Source organism: Arthrobacter sp. SD1074B (assembly GCF_056780195.1).
On record NZ_JBRAZT010000001.1, the window covers coordinates 3,599,845 to 3,618,406 of the forward strand.

The window sequence follows — 18,562 nt, forward strand, 5'->3', positions numbered from 1 at the left end:
CTACACCGACCTATGACACCAACTACTGAGGAGAACACGTGCCGATCACCGCAGACGCCCGGGACATGCAGCCGGACCTTGCCCGGCTCCGCCACGAGCTGCATCGGGAGCCCGAGATCGGCCTGACGCTGCCCCGCACCCAGGAGAAAGTACTCAAGGCGCTCGACGGGCTCGGCTACGAGATCACCCTCGGCCAGGACACGACGTCGGTCACCGCGGTGCTGCGCGGCCAGGACTCCGGAATCGGCACGGAGAGCCGCCCCGCCGTCCTCCTGCGCGCGGACATGGACGGCCTGCCGGTGCAGGAGAAAACCGGCGTGGACTACACGTCCAGGATCGACGGCGCCATGCACGCCTGCGGCCACGACCTGCACACCGCCATGCTGACCGGCGCCGCAACCCTCCTGGCCGAGCGGCGGCACCGGCTGGCCGGCGACGTCGTGCTCATGTTCCAACCCGGCGAGGAAGGCTTCGACGGCGCCAGCCACATGATCCGCGAAGGCGTGCTGGACGCGGCCGGCCGGCGCGTGGACGCCGCGTATGGCATGCACGTGTTCTCCGCCTTGGAACCACACGGCACCTTCTGCACCAAACCCGGTGTCATGCTCAGTTCCTCCGACGGCCTGACGGTCACCGTGCTGGGCGCCGGCGGCCACGGTTCGGCCCCGCATTCGGCGAAGGACCCCGTCACGGCCGCGGCCGAAATGGTCACCGCCCTCCAGGTCATGGTGACCCGCCAGTTCAACATGTTCGACCCCGTCGTCCTGTCCGTGGGGGTGCTCCAGGCCGGCACCAAGCGCAACATCATCCCGGAAACCGCACGCATCGAGGCCACCATCAGGACCTTCTCCGAGCAATCCCGGCAAAAAATGATGGACGCCGTGCCGCGCCTGCTGAAGGGCATCGCGGCGGCGCACGGCCTCGACGTCGACGTCGACTACCAGCAGGAGTACCCCCTCACCATCACCGACGAAGACGAAACGCACACCGCGGAGGACGTCATCGAGGGACTGTTCGGCGATTCCCGGCTCGCCCGCTGGGCCACCCCGCTGAGCGGCTCCGAGGACTTCTCGCGGGTCCTGGCCGAGGTCCCCGGCACCTTCATCGGGCTGAGCGCCGTCCCCCGCGGCGCCGACCACGCCGCCACCGCGTTCAACCACTCCCCGTACGCCACGTTCGACGACGGCGTGCTGGCCGACGGCGCCGCGCTCTACGCGGAACTCGCCTTTTCCCGGCTCGCCGCCCTTGCGGCAGCGGCCGCTCCCGGCACGGGCAACACCGTTGCCGCCGCCTCCACCCTTTCCTAGCCCTACCCCTTGAGGGAGAACACCATGACCGCAACCGCGTCCCTGCCGACGGCAACCCGGACCTCCACCCGCAAGACCATCATCGGCACCGGCATCGGCAACGCCGTCGAATGGTACGACTGGGCCATCTATGCCACCTTCACGCCGTTCATCGCCAGCCAGCTCTTCAGCAAGGCCGATCCCGCTTCCGCGGTGCTGTCCACGCTGGCGATTTTTGCCGTCGGCTTCGTGGCCCGACCGTTCGGCGGCTTCCTGTTCGGCTGGATCGGCGACCGGATCGGCCGCAAGGCGTCCATGACACTCGCCGTCGGACTCGCCTCGGTGGGCAGCCTGATGATCGGCATCGCACCGACCTTCGCGGCAGTCGGCGCCTGGGCGTCGTTCATGCTCCTGGTCGCCCGGCTGGTCCAGGGCCTGGCGCACGGCGGCGAGCTGCCGTCGTCGCAGACGTACCTGTCCGAAATGGCGCCGAGGGAACACCGCGGCTTCTGGGCGACCCTGATTTACACCTCAGGCACCTTGGGGATCCTGTTCGGCACCCTGCTGGGCGCCGTGCTCAATATGGCCCTGAGCACCGAAGTGATGAACGCCTGGGGCTGGCGCATCCCGTTCCTGGTCGGCGCGGCCATGGGGCTCTACGCACTATTCATGCGGTCCCGGCTACACGAAACCGACATCTTTGCCGGCGAAGGGACCGAGGAGAAGCGCGCTCCGATCTGGCCGCAGATCGTCCGCCACCGCAAGCAGGCGCTGCAGGTCATCGGCCTGACTGTCGGCCTGACGGTGATCTACTACATCTGGGGCGTCGTTGCCCCCAGCTACGCCACCACCGCCCTGAAGATCGACCGCGGCGAAGCCCTGTGGGCCGGCGTGATCGGCAACATCGTGTTCATCGCCGCGCTGCCGTTCTGGGGCAAACTCTCGGACCGGATCGGCCGCAAGAAGGTGCTGTGGTCCGGTGCGATCGGCGCGGGCATCATGCATTTCCCGATGACCGCCCTGCTCAAGGATTCGGCCTGGCAGTTGGCGGTCAGCATGTCCGTGATGCTGGTCTTCATCGCCGCGAGCGCGGCGATCGTCCCGGCCGTCTACGCCGAGCTGTTCCCCACGAGCATCCGCACCGTCGGCGTCGGCGTGCCGTACTCGATCTGCGTGGCGCTCTTCGGCGGCACCGCTCCGTACCTCCAGCAGTGGCTCGGTACGAGCCTGCAGCTGCCGCAGCTGTTCAACGTCTATGCCGTGCTGCTGCTGGCCATCTCCGCCGCGTTCGTCTTTACCATCCCGGAAACGAAGGGCAAGGACCTCACGCTCTGAGCCGCCGCCCGTTCTGGGCAGCACCCGCCCAACTGGCTGGCAGCAGGGGCCGTTATGAGGCGTCATGACGGCCCCTGCTGTCAGCTGCTTGGGTCAGCCGCCGACGAAACGGTCCTTCCCCGCGCGGTAGCCGAACACGGCAGCCAGGGAGCCGACCATCAGGAAGAGCACCCCCGCCGCGGCGAAGGATCCGGTGGCCTGGTGCAGCTGTCCCACCAGCAGGGTTCCGACCGAGCCGACGCCGTAGCCCACCCCCTGCATCATGCCGGACAGGTGGGCGGCGGTGTGGCCGTCGCGGGTGCGGAGCATGATCATGGTCAGGGCCACCGCGGTCAGGCTGCCCTGGCCCAGGCCGAGCAGCCCGGTCCACACCCAGACCAGGTCCAACGGGCCGAAGATGCTCAGGGCGAACCCTCCCCCGGTCATCAAGGCCACCACCGTGTTGATGGCACGCTGGTCCCGGAGCCGGGCAGCCAGGGCGGGCGCGAACAGGGATCCCAGCATCTGCAGCACGATCGAGGCGGACACGATCAGCCCGGCGGTGCCCCCGTCCACCCCGCGTTCCCGCAGGATCGGCGCCAGCCAGGCGAAAACGCTGAAGGACATCATCGCCTGCAGCACCATGAACCCGGTCACCTGCCAGGCGATCGCCGAGCGCCAGACGTTGACGCCGCTGGCCGCCACCTGGTGCCGCCCGTGGCGCTGGGCTACTGCGAGCGGGAGGAACAACAGCAGCACGGCGCCGGCGGGCAGGGCCCAGAACCACAGCGCCGCCGTCCACTGGCCGGTGGCGCTGAACAGCGGGTAGGTGAAGCCGGCGCCGAGGGCCGCGGAGGCGCAGATCGCCGTAGTGTAGAGCCCGCCCATCAGGCCGAGGCGGTGCGGGAAGTCGCGCTTGACCAGGCCCGGAAGCAGGACGTTGCAGAGCGAGATCGCGGCTCCGCACGCGGCGGTGCCGGCCAGGAGCGCGGGCAGATGACCCACTCCGGGCGTGTCCAGCGGGCGCAGCAGCAGGCCCGCCGTGAGCACGGCCATGGCTCCCAGCAGCACCCGTTCGGCGCCGAAGCGCCGGGCCAGCAGCGGGGCGAGCGGGGCGAACACGCCCAGCAGGGTCACCGGCGCGGTGGTCAGCGCCACGACGGCCCAGCCCGGCAGGCCGGCGTCGGCGGTCACCTCCGGGAGGACCGCGGCGAAGCTGGAGAACACGGTGCGCAGGTTCAGCCCGATCAGCACCAGACACACGCCCAGGTAGGCCAGTGCACGGCGGCTGCCGAGCACTGTGGGCTCCGCGGCGGGAACGTCGTCGATCTCGGCGTCGACCAGGGTGTCCACTCCATGGTCCGCCGCGTGGTCCGGGGCGTGGTCCGGCCCCCTGTGGGCGCCGTGGGCGGCCCTGCCGGCGGATCCGGGCGCATTCTTTGGTGTCGTCACGGACCCATTCTGGCAGGCGGTGCGCGCCGCTTCGAACGGAACCGGGCGCACCGCCCTCGCCGCCGGAACCGTCCTGGGCCCAGCCGGCCGCGGGTTCTCCGGTCCGGCCGGGGCCCTCTGACTCCACTATTCTGGAAAGTGATGAGCGAATCCCCAGAATCCCCCCAGACGCCGCAGCCTTCCCGCCCGGTCACGCCCGGCAGCCAAGCATCGTTCGGCACCTACGGCGGCCGGCCGGTCAGCTTCGTGCGCCGCGGCACCCGCCTGCAGGGCCGGCGCCAGGCGGCGTGGGAGGAGCACGCGGACCGGTGGGCCGTGGAGGTCCCGCGGCACATTGCGAACACCTCCGTGCACCCCGATTACGTCTTCGACGCCGAGGCCGAGTTTGGCCGGACGGCCCCGCTGATCGTCGAGATCGGCTCGGGGCTGGGCGACGCTGTCTGCCACGCGGCCGAGGAGAACCCGGACAAGGACTTCCTGGCCGTGGAGGTCTACACGCCGGGCCTGGCCAACACCCTTATCAAGATCAACAGCCGCGGACTCAGCAACGTGCGGGTGGTGGAGGCCAACGCCCCAGAGGTGCTGGCCAGCATGCTCCCGGCGGGCTCGGTTACCGAACTCTGGGTCTTCTTTCCCGATCCGTGGCACAAGTCGCGGCACCACAAGCGGCGCCTCATCCAGCCGGCCTTCGCCGACCTCGCGGCACGGGCGCTTAAGTCCGGCGGCATCTGGCGGATCGCCACCGACTGGTCCAACTACGCCGTGCACGTGCGCGAGGTCCTGGCCGGCTCCCCCGACTTCGAGAACCCGCACGAGGGCGAGCGCAGCGGGGACGCCAGCCCGCTTACCCAGGTCTGGGAGTCCGGGGTGGAGTCAGTCGTGGGCGGTGCTCCGGTCAAGGAGGGCCGTGCGCCGGTCAGCACCGAACATACCGGCCCCAACGAAGGCGTCGACGACACGGGCGGCTGGGCGCCGAGGTTCGAGGGCCGGATCCTGACGAGCTTCGAGAACAAGGCACACGAGGCCGGCCGGCTGATCTTCGATCTCTGCTACCGGCGCCGCTGACCCACGCACCGCCCTTCGCGGCCCGGAGCAGCGAGCGCGGCCAAGATGCTGTTGCGCTGCGGTTTCCCGTGGCAGGATTACCGAAGATGCAGGGCTGGCGGCGGCACGACGGCGCCGGCAGAGCCTGAAGACACGAAGGACCGATCATCAAAAAAGAACTTAAGGACGCCGCGGAAGTCGCCGAGGACGTCACCAACTCCAAGCCGCTCGAATACGCGGCACGGGCAGGGTTCGCCGTGTCCGGCATCCTGCACTTCCTGATCGGGCTCGTCGCGATCCGGCTCGCCATGGGCGGGCAGGGGCAGGCCGACGTCAGCGGCGCCGTTGAAGAGCTCGCCAAGCAGCCGGCCGGACCGGCGCTGCTGTGGAGCGCCTTCGCGGCCTGTGTCGCCCTGGCCATTTGGCAGACCAGCGACGCGGTGTTCGACTTCAACCACCTGCCCACCAAGGACAAGGTCGGCAGGAAGCTCAAGGCCGCCCTGCAGGCTGTGGTCTACGCCGGATTCGGGCTGACGCTGGCGTCGGTGGCCCTCGGCGCCCACGCAGACCACCGCCGCTCCACCAGCGACCTCACCGTGCAGCTCATGAAGGTCCCGGGCGGGGTGCTGCTGCTGATCGTCGTTGGCGCCGCCATCGCCATCACCGGCGTCGTCTACGCCGTCCGGGGTTTCCGGAAGTCGTTCCTGAAGTACCTGCGCCTGCCCGCCAACGAGCAGGCCAGCACCGCGGTGACCGTCGCCGGCGTCGCGGGCTATGCCGCCAAGGGCGTGGCGCTGCTGCTGACCGGGCTGCTGATTGTCATCGCCACCCTGAAAGCGAACCCGGCGGAATCGACCGGGCTCGACGGCGGCCTGAAGGCCCTGCGGGAGCAGCCGCTCGGGATGTACATGCTCGCCGCCGTGGGCGCTGGCCTGATCTGCTACGGCATCTTCCTGGCCGTACGGGCGCGGCTCGCCCGGATGTAACCACGACGCCGGACCGCCGGCTACGGCCGCGGAACGGTGATGACCGCGACGGGCCGCTGCCGGCCGTCGCGCATCTCGATGCTGGCGATACTGGCCAGCTGCAGCGGGGTGGCCCCGGTGATGCGCACCTTCCCGCTGGGCGTGGCCGTCCAGGCGCACGCCCGGTCCTCGCCGCCGTCGCGGTCCTTCACCCAAAGCGAGAGGGTGCCGTCCACCGGCATACTGCTGCCCTCGACCGCCAGCTCGGTGCCCCATGCCTTCTTCACGAGGCCCACGGAGACCTGCAGCCCGCCGCCGGCGGCGACCGAGTAGCTGGCGTCCGGTTTGGCCTGCACTCCGAGCAGCGGGGCGGCCAGGAAACCCAAGCCCAGGCAGGCCGCGGCAACGGCCGCCAGCGCCGCGGACCAGAGCCGGCGAGACGTCCTCCGGCGGGCCGCGAGCGCCGCCAGTAGCCCCCGAGGGACGACGGAATCAGGATCGGAACCCGGCACAGCGCCGGCGCCCGCGTCTGCCGCAGACCCGCGGACCGCGGCCGGGGCGGGCGCCCCCGGGGCGGGCGCCGCCGGCGAAGTGAGTGCGACGGCGTCGGGCACGGGGACCGCATCGAGCAGCGCGGGCAGGCTGGCGAGCTGGTCAAGGTCGCCACGGCAGTGCGCGCATTCGGCCAGGTGTCGCTCGAAAGCGGCGGCCTCGTCCGGCTCGAGGCCGCCCAGCAGATACGCGCCGAGCAGCCGGTGGAGTTCTGTTCCGCTCACTGCTGCACCCCCATTTCGTCGAGGATAGCGCGCAGGGCCCGGACGGCGTAGAAGGCCCGGGACTTCACCGTGCCGGCCGGAATGTTCAAATGGACGGAGGCCTCCTGGACGGTGAAGCGGCGGTAATGCAGCGCCACCAGCACATCCCGGTGTTCCGAACTGAGACGCAGCAGCGCCTCCTCCATCAGGACCCGGTTGAGCAGTTCGTCGACGCGTTCCGCGGCCCCGGCGGCATCCGCCACGTCCCGTTCCGAAGCCTCCCGCGGGCGGCGCTGTGCCTTGCGGTAGTTGTCGATCATGACGTTGCGCGCCGTCCGGAACAAGTAGCTGCGCAAGCTGCCGGTGATCTGCGGGGCCTGCTGCCAGACGCGCAGCACCGTTTCCTGCACAACGTCCTCAGCCAGTTGCGGGTCGTGGCAGGCGCCCAGGACGAACCGCCTCAGAGCCGTTCCGTGGTCGCGGTAGATCGCGGCCACCACGTCTTCATCCAGCGGCATGCGGCACCTCCCGGGCTTGGTCCCTCTGCCCCACTAGGACGTACACGCCGGCGCGAAAGTTCAACGGAACGCCCTTGAACCATTCTTCACCCGCCGCCGTCGTATCAGCTAGCCGGACAGTGAGCTGGCCGGCACCTAGCCTAGGAGCCCACAATGACCAAGCACTTCGGCACCACCCTGTCCGCCCTTGCCCTCGCCGCCGTCCTTTCCGGCTGCGCCGGCGGCAGCGGAACCACGGCCCCGACCCCGTCTCCTGCCGGCACGACGACGGGCCCGGCCGGCACGACGACGGGCCCGGCCCCCTCCCCGGCCCCGGCGTCCGCCGCTGACCTCAGGACCGCCGCGACCAGCGCCGGGCGGGTGGTCGTGGACGCCAAGGGGATGAGCGTCTACGTCTTCACCAAGGACACCAAGGACTCCGGCACGAGCGCCTGCACGGGGTCCTGCATCGCTGCGTGGCCGCCGGTCCTCACCCTCTCCGGCACCCCGGCGGTGGAAGGAATCACAGGCCGGGTGGGCACCATCGACACGCCGGACGGCAAGAAGCAGCTCACCATCAATGGGATGCCCGTGTACTACTACGCCAAGGACCGGGCCCCCGGTGACATCACCGGGCAGGGCGTCGGCAGCGTCTGGTACCTAGTGGACCCTGCCGGCGAGATGGTCATGTCCGCCGCCGGCGGCGGTTACTAGAAGCCGGCCCCGGGCTCGCCGTCGACGTCGTCCTCGAATTCGACGGCGGCCACGATCTCGCGGGTCTCCGGGTGGATCATGTAGGCCTCGTCGTCGTCCTCCAGCATGAGGAACTCGCCCTGGTCCGTGGTGAAGTGCCAGGCCAGGACGCGTTCACCGCGGTGGTCGTAGTTCGGGTCGCCCATGGTGATCTTCAGCAGGGCCTGTCCGGCCACCTCACAGAGCTCCCGGATGATCAGCTCAAACTCCGGGGCGCTCCTGAGCTCCTCCTCAGCCGCTTCGGCCTGGCGCTGCGCGAGGTTGGGGATCCGGGACACCCGCTCGTGGATGTGGCGGTCGAGGTCGTCCGCGTCCAGGACCAGCAGGTCCGGCTGGCTGCGCAGCCAGGCGGCGTTGAGCGCGACGATGTCCTCGGTTTCCAGCAGCGGCTCGAATTCGTCGTCGAGCTGCTCCAGCAGCCGCACCGCGTCGGGTACCGCCGCCCCGCCGCCGCCTGGTCCGCCGTCGCCGTCCAGCTCGGCGTCACCGTCCAGGTAGGCGTCTGCGTCCTCCTCGGAGAGTGAGTCGAAGGCGGCCACGCTGCGGTTGAACAGGTCCAGGTGCGCCGTGGCACCCATCGCGGCCAGCCCTTCACGGACGTAGCTGTCGACCTCCCCGCGGTCCGGCAGGGTGAAGACGTACTGGGCGAAGCCGCCGCCCAGCGCCTGCGTCAGGTAGAAGTCCACGTAATAGCTGCGCAGGGCAGTGGGCGCTATCTCCTCCGCGTCGAGCAGTTCCGCGTACATGGCGTTGACGACGTCCACGTTCGCGTCAACAACATCCACGTTGCCGCCGTGCAGGCAGTCCCTGGTCAGGACGGGGGCGCGGTCGACGGCGGTGGGGCTCGAGGTCAGGCTGCTGCTCATGGGGATCCTCACGGTGATGGCGGGTGCTGCTCCGGTCCCTTCCACGGTAGGTCCGCCCCGTGCCGGACGGCCCACGCGGGAGTGAACGCCAGGCGAAGTTTCCGGGCCACGCCAGGCTGGCTAAGATGGATCAGATGACCAACTGCTGAAAGTAGTGCGCACATGCCATCCCATCCGGACGAGAGTGCGGCACTGGCAATACAGACCCCCGCAATCAACGACCGCTCCCTCGCGGCCGGGCTCGCCTACGCCATGGGAAGCCGGGTCTCCGGGATTTCCTTCGACGCCGCCACCGGGCTGATGCTGGGGAAGGTCCGCGGCGGCGCGGATGTTCCCTATTCGACGACGGCGAAGCTGGTCCGCAAGGGCGGCGGCTGGAGCTGCAGCGTGGGTGTCTGCAGCTGCCCGGTCCGCAAGGACTGCAAGCATGTGGCTGCCCTGCTGTTTGCCGCCGAGGACAACCCGGCGACCCGCGTCCAGCTGCTGGCACCCGCTGAGTCCTCCCGGCTGTCCCGCCAGCTCCCGGCGCAGGACCTGCCGGACTGGGAGCAGGCCCTCAGCCCGCTGATCGCGCGGCCGGGCATCACCCAGTCCACTAACGGCGTCCCGCTTGCGCTGCAGTTCGAGATCGAGGAACCGGCGCCGCACTTCTCCTACACGGGACGCCGCGATCCGCTGCGCAGCGTCCGGCAGCTCAAGGCCCGGCCCGTCATCATGGGCGCCAAGGGCAAGTGGATCCGCGGCGACGTCTCCTGGAACACGCTGAGCTACCTCAACTACCGGCGCGAATGCAACGAAGCCCACGTGGAGTGGATGCTGGAATTCCTCGCCTCGCACACTGCCCTGGCGAACCGCCAGCACGCCGGCACCGCGCCCTGGCTGGGAATGAACACCTATGCCGGCAAGAATCTGTGGAGCCTGCTGGCCGAGGCGCGGAAGATCGGCCTCGCCCTGGTCCACGGCAGGGGCGACGAACCCGTGCGGCTTGCCGATGAGCCGGCCGCCGTCGGACTTAACCTGACCCGGCTCGGCGCCGAGGAGACCGACGGCGGCGGGCTGGCGCTCGCTCCGACCATCACCGTGGAAGGCTCGGTGGTCGATCCGGCGTCGGTCGGGACCATCGGACGGCCCGCCCACGGGATCTTCCTGACCTCCAGCGCCGACGCCCTGCCCGGCGTGGCGCCGGGTGACTCCGCGATCACCCTGGCACCCCTGGAGGCCGGGCTTAGCGAGGAGCTCCTGACCTTCGTCACCGGCGGCACCACCCTGCATATTCCGGCCCGGGACGAGGGGCGCTTCCTGACCGGGTTCTACCCCAAGCTCAAGCAGACCGCGCGGGTCACCGCCTCTGACGAATCCGTCGAGCTGCCAGCCCTGGCGGCGCCCACCCTGTCCCTGCTGGCCAACTACGGCGCGGACCACCGGGTCCGCCTGCACTGGGAGTGGCACTACAAGTCCGGAACTCTGGTCACGGCCCAGCCCCTGTGGCGGCACCCCGGCGACCACGGCTACCGCGACGACACCGCCGAGGCCCGCATCCTGGAAACCGTGGGCCAGCCGTGGGACCTGGTGCCGAAGCTTGGCGAGTCCGCCACCGGAGGCTGGGGCACGCCGCGGCTGGCGGCATCCGTGGAACTCAGCGGCCTGGACACCCTGGCCTTCACCGAGGAGGTCCTCCCTGCGCTCCGCGAGCTTCCGGAGGTCTCCGTGGACACGGCCGGTGAGATAGCCGACTACCGCGAAGCCGAGGAAGCTCCGGTGGTGTCCATCTCCACCAAGGCCACCGAGCAGCGGGACTGGTTCGACCTGGGCATCCAGATTTCCCTCGAGGGCCAGCCGGTGTCCTTCGCCGCCGTGTTCTCCGCCCTGGCGGCGGGCCAAACCAAGATGCTGCTGCCCAGCGGCGCCTACTTCTCCCTGGACCTGCCCGAGCTGCACCAGCTGCGCGCCCTGATCGAAGAGGCCCGGGAGCTGCAGGACAACAAGGATGCCCCGCTGCAGATCAGCCGCTTCCAGGCCGGACTCTGGGACGAGCTGGCGCAGTTGGGCATCGTCGACGAACAGGCCGCCGCGTGGCGCGAAGCCGTGGGCGGGTTGCTGGAGGGCGGCGTCCAGGGGCTGCCGCTGCCGGAGACCCTGGACGCCGAGCTGCGCCCGTACCAGCTCGAGGGCTTCAACTGGCTCAGCTTCCTCTACCGCCACGGGCTGGGCGGTGTGCTGGCCGATGACATGGGCCTGGGCAAGACCGTGCAGGCACTGGCGCTGATCTGCGCGGCCAAGATTGCCGCGGCGGAGTCAGGCGCTGACACGGTCCAGTCGGCCGACGGCGGCAACGCCCCGGGCGGTGCGCCCGGCATTGCGCCCGGCGGTGCGCCCTTCCTGGTGGTGGCACCCACCAGCGTGGTGGGCAACTGGCAGGCCGAAACCGCGCGCTTCGCGCCTGGCCTGACGGTGCGGGCCATCAGCGAGACCTTCGCGAAGAGCGGCTCGGCGCCTTCCGAGGCAATGGCGGGGGCCGACGTCGTCATTACTTCCTACGCGCTGTTCCGGATCGATTACGAGGCATACGCTTCCCGGCAGTGGGCCGGCCTGGTGCTGGACGAGGCGCAGTTCGTGAAGAACCACCAGTCCAAGGCCTACCAGTGCGCCCGGAAGCTCCCCGCCGCTTTCAAGCTGGCGATCACCGGCACGCCGCTGGAAAACAACCTGATGGAGTTCTGGGCACTGACCTCGATCGTGGCACCGGGACTCTTCTCCAGCCCCAAGCGCTTCGCCGAGTACTACCAGAAGCCGGTGGAGAAAAACGGCGACAAGGCGCAGCTGGACAAGCTCCGGCGTCGGGTCCGGCCGCTGATGATGCGCCGCACCAAGGAACAGGTCATCCACGACCTGCCGCCCAAGCAGGAGCAGATCCTCGAAGTCGTGCTGAACCCGCGGCACCAGAAGGTCTACCAGACGCACCTGCAGCGCGAACGGCAGAAGATCCTGGGCCTGATCGAGGACGTGAACAAGAACCGCTTCACCATCTTCCAGTCGCTGACCCTGCTGCGCCAGCTCAGCCTGGACCCCTCGCTGATCGACCCCACGCTCACGGGGGTGCGCTCCAGCAAACTCGACGTCTTATTCGAGCAGCTGGAGGACCTTGTGGCCGAAGGCCACCGTGCGCTGATCTTCAGCCAGTTCACCGGGTTCCTCGGCAAGGTCCGCGAACGCCTCATCGAGGAGAACATCGAGTTCTGCTACCTCGACGGCAGCACCCGCAACCGCACCGACGTCGTCAACGAGTTCAAGAACGGCGCCGCACCGGTGTTCCTGATCAGCCTCAAGGCGGGCGGCTTCGGCCTGAACCTCACCGAGGCGGACTACGTGTTCCTGCTGGACCCGTGGTGGAACCCCGCGTCCGAGGCGCAGGCCGTGGACCGCACGCACCGGATCGGCCAGGCCCGCAACGTGATGGTCTACCGGCTGGTGGCCAAGGACACGATCGAGGAAAAAGTCATGGCCCTCAAGGCCAGGAAATCCCAGCTTTTCGCCGACGTGATGGAAGGCGACGCGCTCTCCGGCGGCGCGCTGACGGCCGAGGACCTGGCCGGGCTCTTCACCGACTGACGGCCGGGGCGCTTCCCGGCAGCGCCCCGGCCGGCTGGGTCCGGAGCCGGGCCAGCAGCGTCGCGGCGAGCAGCGCCGTCGCCAGTTCCAGGACCAGGACCGCCAGCAGCCCGGCGGCGCCCGGGGGTGCTGCGGCGGCGGCAGGGGCCACCGCCGCCTGGTGGACGTGGGCCGCGGCCCCGCCGCCGAGGAGTAGCACCGCGTGCACTCCGGTCATGGCCAGCGCTGAGACCATGACCTGGCGCAGGGCACCGGGCCTTCCCCTGCGCCAGATATGCACGGCACAGGGCGCGCAGACCGCCGCCATGGCCAGCATCAGCAGGTTCAGCCAGATCCCGTGCCGGTTTTCCGCGACGAGCCAGAGGTGGACCAGGCATGAGCCGGCCGTCACGACGGCGCAGGACCGCAGGTGCAGGAGGGCGCCGGGCCGGCGCCCTCCTGCAGCGGTGCCGCTCACGGCCACAGCGGCGGCCTAGGCATGGCAGTGGCCGCCGGAGGTCTGGGCGGAGGCGGGAACGTCAAGGACGGGGCTCCGGTCGAAGAAGCCGTCCGGCCGGAGCTTGAACCCGACCGTGTCCACCGGCATGATCGGCCAGTCCTCGGTCCGGGGGAAGTGCGTCAGCCCGAAGGTGTGCCACACGACGATGTCCTGGCCGTCGATATCGCGGTCCTGGGCCAGGAAGGCCGGCAGCCCCGCTCCCCCGGCGTGCTGGTTGACGAAGTCCCCGGTGGGGTAGCGCTCGTCTTCCGCGAAGCGCGTGACCCAGAGGTCCTTGGTGGCAAAGGCCGCACGGCGGGCGATGGAGGACTCCGGGTCGGCCAGGAGGGTGGGCTGCGCCTGCGCGTGCAGCTTGTAGCCCACCGGTTCACCCAGTCTGTTGCGCGATTCCGGGTTGGAAATCACCCAGGTCCGGCCGCTGCGGGCGTCCGCCTCCCGGGCGGCTTCCGATTCCCGCGCAAGCACCGTGCGCTTCCGGGAGAACGCGTTGCCGCGCTCGTTGCCTTCCCCCATGGCCTGCCGGACCACGTCCTCTTCCTCCACCCGGTTCGTGAAGCCGTCGACCGCCATGTCCAGGCGGGCGCTGAACAAGTGCTGGTGGTAGGGGGCGCCCAGCCCCGGGGCGAGCTGGGAGATGTTCTCCGATCCGCCCTCCGGGTAGGCGGAGGTGAAGACGACGCCCGTCGCTTTGGCCTCGAATTCGATGGTGCCGTCCAGGTAGAGGTACCAGTAGAAGCCGTAGTCGTAGTTGCCGATCGTGGTGAAGAAGGAGATCACCAGGCGGCGGTTGCGCCGCGTGTAGTTGATGCCGGTCCAGAGGTCGCTGTGCTTGGCCAGGATCCCCCAGTCCTCCTCATGCATGCAGATGCCGTTGCGGATCTCCCGGGGGTTGCCGAAGGCGTCGCTGATGACAGGGCTGAGGTAGGTGATCTCGCCCAGGCAGTCGCAGCCAAGCTCCAGCGAATTGGCGTACTGGCCCACCAGGTATTCGCCGGTGTCGAAATAGTTCTGCCAGGACCGGACCGGGGAGGGGTCCCCGTACGGGACCACCATCTCGGCAATGGACGCGCGGTTGATGATGGGCCGTTTCCGCTCGCCGTCCTGGAACGCCAGGTTGTGCAGGACGACGCCCTCGCGGACGTCGAAGCCGACGTCGACGCTCCACTTCTCCCATTCGACGTGGTTGCCTCCGGAAACCGTGAAGCTGGGCCCCTCCGGCTGGGTGATGCTGATGGGCTTCTGGCTGGTGCGCAGCTCGCCGGTGAGCCCGGGATCGGTGTAGTTGCCGTGTTCGGCGGGAATCGGGACAGCGCCCAGGTCCAGGACCTCGGTAACTTCCTTGCTGACGACATCGACGTAGGCCACGAGTCCGTCGACCGGATGCGCCCAGGCGCTGTCCTCCGGGAAGTCCTGGACGAACGCCAGTCCGCGGAGGATCCGGCGGCCACTCTCCCCGGGGTACTCGAACACCCCGGCGGAGAGCGGGGCCACACGGACCTTGCCGACATCCAGGCCCCGGTCGGCCAGGGCCTTGAGCCACCGGCTGTCCGCGGCCAGGAGCTCCTCGACCACCTCGAACTCTTCCTCCAGGACGGGGAGTTCGCCGGTCGCCGCCGTATCCAGCTCAACCACCGAAATCACGGCGCCGCGGGAGGCGGAGACGGTCACGTCGCACGGACGGCCCCCGGCCACGTCGTGCAGGAAGATGCGGAAACGGCGGTCCTCGGTGTTGGCCGGCGTGTCCCTGGCTGGGTCCACGAGGCCCAGATAGGCGATGCGCTTGGTCTCGCCCAGCAGTCCGGCGTCGCGCAGAATGGCCTGGACGGCGGTGATCTCGGCGTCCGCGGCCAGGCGGTACGCGCTTCGGGTCTCAGTTTTTGCGGGCATCATGGGAGCCTTCGTTCGGGGACCCTGGCGGGCCGGAACCTTTATTTTCTATAGTTGTAGAGAATACGGAAATGTAAGCTGTGCCACAAGAGTCCGACGCACGAAATATTGGAGAGCTGCCCGGTGCCAAAGATTGTCGACCACCACCAGCGGCGGCTTGAACTCGTCGACGCCACCTGGCGGACGATTGCCCGGCTGGGCATCGAAAGCGCCACCATGCGGGAGATTGCCCTCGAGGCCGGTTTTGCCAACGGGGCCCTCAAGCCCTACTTCCCAACCAAGGACGACCTGCTGACGTTCGCGTTCGGGCACGTCTTCAACCGCACCAATGAACGCATCGCCCGGGTCACCGCAGGGCAGTCCGGGCTCGAGGCACTCAGGGCATTCTGCGCCGAGGTGCTGCCCCTGGACGAGGAACGGATCAACGAGGCCAGGATCGTCATCCCGTTCTGGCAGAAGGCCACCAACGATCCGGACAAGGCCCGGATCCACCGGGATTCCATGCAGCAATGGCTGGCCGCCATGCGGGGGCACCTCGCGGAGGCGCGGCAGGCCAGCACCGTCACGGCCGGCGTCGACGACGCCGTCCTGGCCGGGCAGCTGCTCAACCTCCTGCTTGGCGCGCAGATCACCGCGGCACTCGCGCCGGAAGGCCATGTGGAGCTCGGGCTCGGCGAACAGCTGGACGGCTTCCTGGCCCTGCTCGCGGGCTAGGCGACGCGGCGGTCTTTTTTCGCCGACTGTCGAAAAAAGATGACATCGGCCGGGCGCGGCGCTACCCTGAAGAGACTGTGTCCCATGACACAGTCCTCCGAAATACGACGGCGTCAGGATCCTCGATGACCGCAGTAGCAGCCCGCCCCTCGTCCAGCCCGGCCGGGCAGGACGTCCAGACCAGCACGGCAGCCTCCTTCGAGCACTGGCGGCACCTCATTGCCGAATCCTTCGTCCCCCTGGGCGCCTCGAGCGGGGACGCGGACAATTTCCGCGGCCGCATGCGGTCGCGCAGGCTGGACCGTGTGGCCGTCGTCGAAGTGACCTCAACCAGCCATGAGGTCCACCGCACACCGGCCCTGATCGCGCAGTCCCGCGAGCGTTATTTCAAGCTCAATCTTCAACTGGAGGGCAACGGGCTTCTCATCCAGGACAACCGCGAGGCCCTGCTGCGCCCGGGGGATCTCTCAATCTACGACACCAGCCGGCCTTACACACTGGCCTTTGAAGAGGACGCCCGGCTCATGGTGGTGATGTTCCCCTGGGACGCACTCTCCCTGCCGCCGGACTGCATCACGCAGCTGTCGGCCGTACGGATGGCGGCGGAGGGCGGCCTCGCCTCGATCGTCGGGCCGTTCATCGCCCACCTCGCGGAGAACCTGGATTCCCTCAGCGGCCCCAGCGGGTCGCGACTGGCCACGAACGCCCTCGATCTGGTCTCGACGATGCTGCATGCGGAACTGGACATGTGCCCGGACCGGATGCGGCCGCAGGCCCTGCTGGCCGCGTCGGTCCGCGAGTACATCGACGCCAATCTCTCGGATCCGACGCTCTCGCCGGCATCCATCGCGGCGGCCCATTTCATTTCCACGCGGCACCTGCACAATGTCTTCCATGAATCGGGCACCACCGTGGCGAGCTGGATCCGTTCCCAACGGCTGGACGGCGCCCGCCGCGAACTGCGGGATCCCCTCCTGGCCGGCATGCCGGTTGGTGCGGTGGCCTGCCGCTGGGGCTTCGTGGATGCGGCGCACTTCAGCCGGTCCTTCCGGGACGCCTTCGGGGTTTCGCCCAGCGACTGGCGGCGCGGCGACTGAAGGGCCCCTCCGGCGGCGGCGGAAGACGGAGGGTGCGGCCCCGGAAGCTCCGGCACCGCACCCCGAAGCTGGCCGCGGCCCCTAGACCGCGACTCCCCGGCCGGACCGGCGCTCGATGGCGATCTCCACCAGGACGCCGGCGACGAACACGGCGGGCACGACGATCAACAATCCGACGGCCGTTTCGGAGCTGCCGCCGATCAGGGCAGTGAAGTTGCCCACCACGAGGTAGAGCACCCAGGCAAGCAGTGCGGTGGCCAGCACCGGCGCCACCAGGGTCTGCCAGACCTGGCCTGCGGCCCGTTCCCGCCGGAAATACGCGACGACGGCCAGGGACGAGGACATGTAGAGCACGAGGAGTGCGGCCACGGCGAGGCCGCTGAACCAGGAAAAGAGGGTCAGGACGGGGTCAAGGGACAGTACCGCGAACGGCACCACGAGCAGGAAGGCGACCACGGTCTGGATTCGGGCGGCCATGGCAGGGGCCCGGTGCCGGTTGGTGCGTGCGAGAACCCGCGGCATCGACCCCTGCAGGGCCAATGAATGAAGGTAGCGGTTGATGCCGTTGTGGAAGGCGATGATCCCGGCCAGCAGGGAGGTCACCAGCAGGATTCCCGTGACCGTCCCGGCCCACGGGCCGAACATCTCGACCATCGGCGTCAGCACGAACGCCGTGGAGTCTCCGGACTCCAGGGCGGCTCCGGCGGCGTCCATGACGCCCGAGGGTCCGTAGTAGCTAACCAGCATCCAGGAAATGAAGGAGAAGAAGACGGAAATGACCCCCACGGAGAGGTACGTGGCGCGGGCCACGGTGCGGCTGGCATCCTTCGCCTCGGCCGAATAGATGGCCGTGGATTCGAAGCCGAACATGGACGCGACGGCGAACATGATGGCCACCCCGGGCGCGCCGGTGGCGATCGCCTGGGGAGAGAAGGAAGCCGCTGCGTTGAGCCCCTCCGGGCCGCCGCCCCGGAAGAGGACCGCGAAGCCGAACATAAGCAGCACCGCGACCTCCAGGCCCACCAGCACCGCCAGGACCCGCGCCCCGAGTTCGATGTTGAGCGAACCCAGCACCTGGACGCCGGCCATCGTGACCAGGGACAGGACCCACCACGGCACGCTGATGCCTGCGGATTCGAGCAGACCGGAGAACGCTGCGCCGTACAGTCCGTACATCGCGGCCTGGATCGTGCTGTAGGCAAGGAGGGCGAGCCAGGCGGCACCGGCCCCGACTTTCCGCCCGAAAGCGGCCGTCACGTAAGCGTAGAAGGCACCGTTGGCCTGGATCTTGCGGCTCATGGCAACAAATCCGACCGCGAAAATCACGATGACGATACCCACCACCAGGTACGCTCCGGGCGCCCCCGCCCCGTTGCCGAGGGCTACGGACAGCGGCGACGCGCCGACGATTCCGGTCAGCGGCGCCTGGGCGGACAGGACAAAGAAGATAATGCCCAAAACACCCACACTGCCGCTTCGCAGGGCAGTGGAGTGCTCCTTGCTGGGAGCGGCTTCCACCGCCGGGGATTCCGTGTTTGAAATACTCATCAGATCCTTCTTATCGGTCATCGGTGCGGGGCAACGCCTGGCATTGTGCAAACCAGCATGGCAGGTGACGCCTGTCACTCTTTTGTCGATCAGCGACCGGTTGTTGATCCTCAGCGCAACGGCCGCCGGGCCGGCCGCGATCCTTCGCAGCGGGGCAACTTCAGTTCGCGCAAAGACAAGACGGCGCGTCCGGCGCCGGGGGACACTCGGAGATGACCGAACGGCTGGACTGGAAGCCTGCCGCGCCCCGCGCAGTGCTTCAGCCACCGCCTCAAC

At 69.1% G+C, this 18,562-nt stretch carries 15 protein-coding genes; 8 read left to right on the plus strand and 7 right to left on the minus strand.

Annotated elements, in window-relative coordinates; genetic code table 11:
* The first annotated feature begins 38 nt into the window (after window positions 1-38).
* On the plus strand, window positions 39-1,307 hold the full coding sequence (locus ACUYM2_RS16815; RefSeq protein ID WP_481601097.1) for a M20 metallopeptidase family protein: 1,269 nt from the start codon (window positions 39-41) through the stop codon (window positions 1,305-1,307).
* A gap of 24 nt (window positions 1,308-1,331) precedes the next feature.
* Entirely contained in the window at window positions 1,332-2,621 is a 1,290-nt protein-coding gene (locus tag ACUYM2_RS16820) for an MFS transporter (RefSeq protein ID WP_481601098.1), read from the plus strand.
* Between the two features lie 93 nt (window positions 2,622-2,714).
* Here the strand turns inward: ACUYM2_RS16820 and ACUYM2_RS16825 are convergent, their stop codons facing one another.
* Entirely contained in the window at window positions 2,715-3,953 is a 1,239-nt protein-coding gene (locus ACUYM2_RS16825) for an MFS transporter (protein ID WP_481601513.1), read from the minus strand.
* A gap of 240 nt (window positions 3,954-4,193) precedes the next feature.
* On the opposite strand from ACUYM2_RS16825, the gene trmB reads away from it, so the two are divergent.
* Together trmB and ACUYM2_RS16835 are read left to right on the plus strand one after the other, a co-directional pair.
* Window positions 4,194-5,117, plus strand: coding sequence for a tRNA (guanosine(46)-N7)-methyltransferase TrmB (gene trmB / locus ACUYM2_RS16830; RefSeq protein ID WP_481601099.1), 924 nt, complete (start codon window positions 4,194-4,196; stop codon window positions 5,115-5,117).
* A gap of 143 nt (window positions 5,118-5,260) precedes the next feature.
* On the plus strand, window positions 5,261-6,082 hold the full coding sequence (locus ACUYM2_RS16835) for a DUF1206 domain-containing protein (protein ID WP_481601514.1): 822 nt from the start codon (window positions 5,261-5,263) through the stop codon (window positions 6,080-6,082).
* A 20-nt stretch (window positions 6,083-6,102) separates the two neighbouring features.
* Here the strand turns inward: ACUYM2_RS16835 and ACUYM2_RS16840 are convergent, their stop codons facing one another.
* Together ACUYM2_RS16840 and ACUYM2_RS16845 are read right to left on the minus strand one after the other, a co-directional pair.
* Complete coding sequence (locus ACUYM2_RS16840) at window positions 6,103-6,837, minus strand: anti-sigma factor family protein (protein WP_481601100.1); 735 nt, start codon at window positions 6,835-6,837, stop codon at window positions 6,103-6,105.
* Window positions 6,834-7,334: a sigma-70 family RNA polymerase sigma factor gene (locus ACUYM2_RS16845; RefSeq protein ID WP_481601101.1), complete on the minus strand. Its 501-nt coding sequence runs from the start codon at window positions 7,332-7,334 to the stop codon at window positions 6,834-6,836. Before ACUYM2_RS16845 ends, ACUYM2_RS16840 begins: the two co-directional genes overlap by 4 nt.
* A gap of 153 nt (window positions 7,335-7,487) precedes the next feature.
* On the opposite strand from ACUYM2_RS16845, the gene ACUYM2_RS16850 reads away from it, so the two are divergent.
* Window positions 7,488-8,027 carry a COG4315 family predicted lipoprotein gene (locus ACUYM2_RS16850; protein ID WP_481601102.1) on the plus strand — a complete coding sequence of 180 codons (540 nt, stop codon included), beginning with the start codon at window positions 7,488-7,490 and terminating at the stop codon, window positions 8,025-8,027.
* Here the strand turns inward: ACUYM2_RS16850 and ACUYM2_RS16855 are convergent.
* Window positions 8,024-8,932 (minus strand): DMP19 family protein, encoded by a 909-nt coding sequence (locus ACUYM2_RS16855; protein ID WP_481601103.1) that lies wholly within the window; start codon window positions 8,930-8,932, stop codon window positions 8,024-8,026. The two genes, ACUYM2_RS16850 and ACUYM2_RS16855, sit on opposite strands and share 4 nt — an antisense overlap.
* Window positions 8,933-9,094: 162 nt before the next feature.
* On the opposite strand from ACUYM2_RS16855, the gene ACUYM2_RS16860 reads away from it, so the two are divergent.
* Window positions 9,095-12,541, plus strand: a complete 3,447-nt coding sequence (locus ACUYM2_RS16860; RefSeq protein ID WP_481601104.1) for a DEAD/DEAH box helicase — start codon at window positions 9,095-9,097, stop codon at window positions 12,539-12,541.
* Here the strand turns inward: ACUYM2_RS16860 and ACUYM2_RS16865 are convergent.
* Together ACUYM2_RS16865 and ACUYM2_RS16870 are read right to left on the minus strand one after the other, a co-directional pair.
* Window positions 12,531-12,998 carry a hypothetical protein gene (locus tag ACUYM2_RS16865; RefSeq protein ID WP_481601105.1) on the minus strand — a complete coding sequence of 156 codons (468 nt, stop codon included), beginning with the start codon at window positions 12,996-12,998 and terminating at the stop codon, window positions 12,531-12,533. The two genes, ACUYM2_RS16860 and ACUYM2_RS16865, sit on opposite strands and share 11 nt — an antisense overlap.
* Before the next feature lie 15 nt (window positions 12,999-13,013).
* Window positions 13,014-14,930, minus strand: coding sequence for a primary-amine oxidase (locus ACUYM2_RS16870; protein ID WP_481601106.1), 1,917 nt, complete (start codon window positions 14,928-14,930; stop codon window positions 13,014-13,016).
* Window positions 14,931-15,050: 120 nt separating this feature from the next.
* Between ACUYM2_RS16870 and ACUYM2_RS16875 the strand changes: the two genes are divergently transcribed.
* A complete protein-coding gene (locus ACUYM2_RS16875; protein WP_481601107.1) occupies window positions 15,051-15,641 on the plus strand; it encodes a TetR/AcrR family transcriptional regulator in 591 nt (196 codons plus the stop codon).
* Window positions 15,642-15,766: 125 nt separating this feature from the next.
* Window positions 15,767-16,738, plus strand: a complete 972-nt coding sequence (locus ACUYM2_RS16880) for an AraC-like ligand-binding domain-containing protein (RefSeq protein ID WP_481601108.1) — start codon at window positions 15,767-15,769, stop codon at window positions 16,736-16,738.
* Window positions 16,739-16,819: 81 nt separating this feature from the next.
* Here the strand turns inward: ACUYM2_RS16880 and ACUYM2_RS16885 are convergent, their stop codons facing one another.
* Window positions 16,820-18,286, minus strand: coding sequence for an APC family permease (locus ACUYM2_RS16885; protein ID WP_481601109.1), 1,467 nt, complete (start codon window positions 18,284-18,286; stop codon window positions 16,820-16,822).
* Window positions 18,287-18,562 lie beyond the last annotated feature (276 nt).